The sequence below is a fragment of the Pseudomonas paraversuta genome, assembly GCF_904063065.1.
In the GTDB taxonomy this organism is placed as follows: Bacteria; Pseudomonadota; Gammaproteobacteria; order Pseudomonadales; family Pseudomonadaceae; genus Aquipseudomonas; species Aquipseudomonas paraversuta.
In genome coordinates, this window is the sequence record NZ_CAJFCL010000034.1 from 1 (window position 1) to 507 (window position 507).

The window sequence follows — 507 nt, forward strand, 5'->3', positions numbered from 1 at the left end:
CGTCGACATACTCACAGGTGCCGGCATTGAGGATTACGGTATCCAGCGCGCCCCAGGCCTGGGCGATGCGTTTGCCGATCTCGCGTACCTGTACGCTGTCGGTCAGGTCGCCGGGCACCAGCAAGACTTGTCCGGGGTAACGCTCGGACAGGATTCTCAAGGGCTCCAGGGTGCGGGCGGTCAACGCTAGCCGGGCGCCGCCGCTGAGCAATACCTCGGCCATCTGCGCGCCAATAACGCTGCTGGCGCCTGTAAGCCAGATCCGCAGCCGTGCAACCAGGGCTGGCCTCCAGCATTTGCCGTGACGGCAGGGTTTTGAATGCGCTCAGGGCCCGGTCGCGGCTTTGGCTCAGGTTGACGATGGGCGCCGGGTAATTGGCCACGCCAAACAGACCACCCAGGGAGGCAGGGTTATGGACCTGTTTTTTGTTCAGCTCTTTCAGCTCGGGTAACCAGTGCTTGATGAATTTTCCCTCGGGATCGAAGCGCTCTGACTGGGTGACCGGG

Annotated in this window: 1 protein-coding gene and 1 pseudogene; both read right to left on the reverse strand. The window is 62.5% G+C overall.

Annotated elements, in window-relative coordinates; genetic code table 11:
* On the reverse strand, positions 1 to 223 hold a 223-nt coding region (locus JQ845_RS22795), incomplete at its 3' end, for an SDR family NAD(P)-dependent oxidoreductase (protein ID WP_236010233.1).
* A gap of 67 nt (positions 224 to 290) precedes the next feature.
* Positions 291 to 507: pseudogene (locus JQ845_RS22800) on the reverse strand (FAD-binding domain-containing protein); the annotation flags it as partial.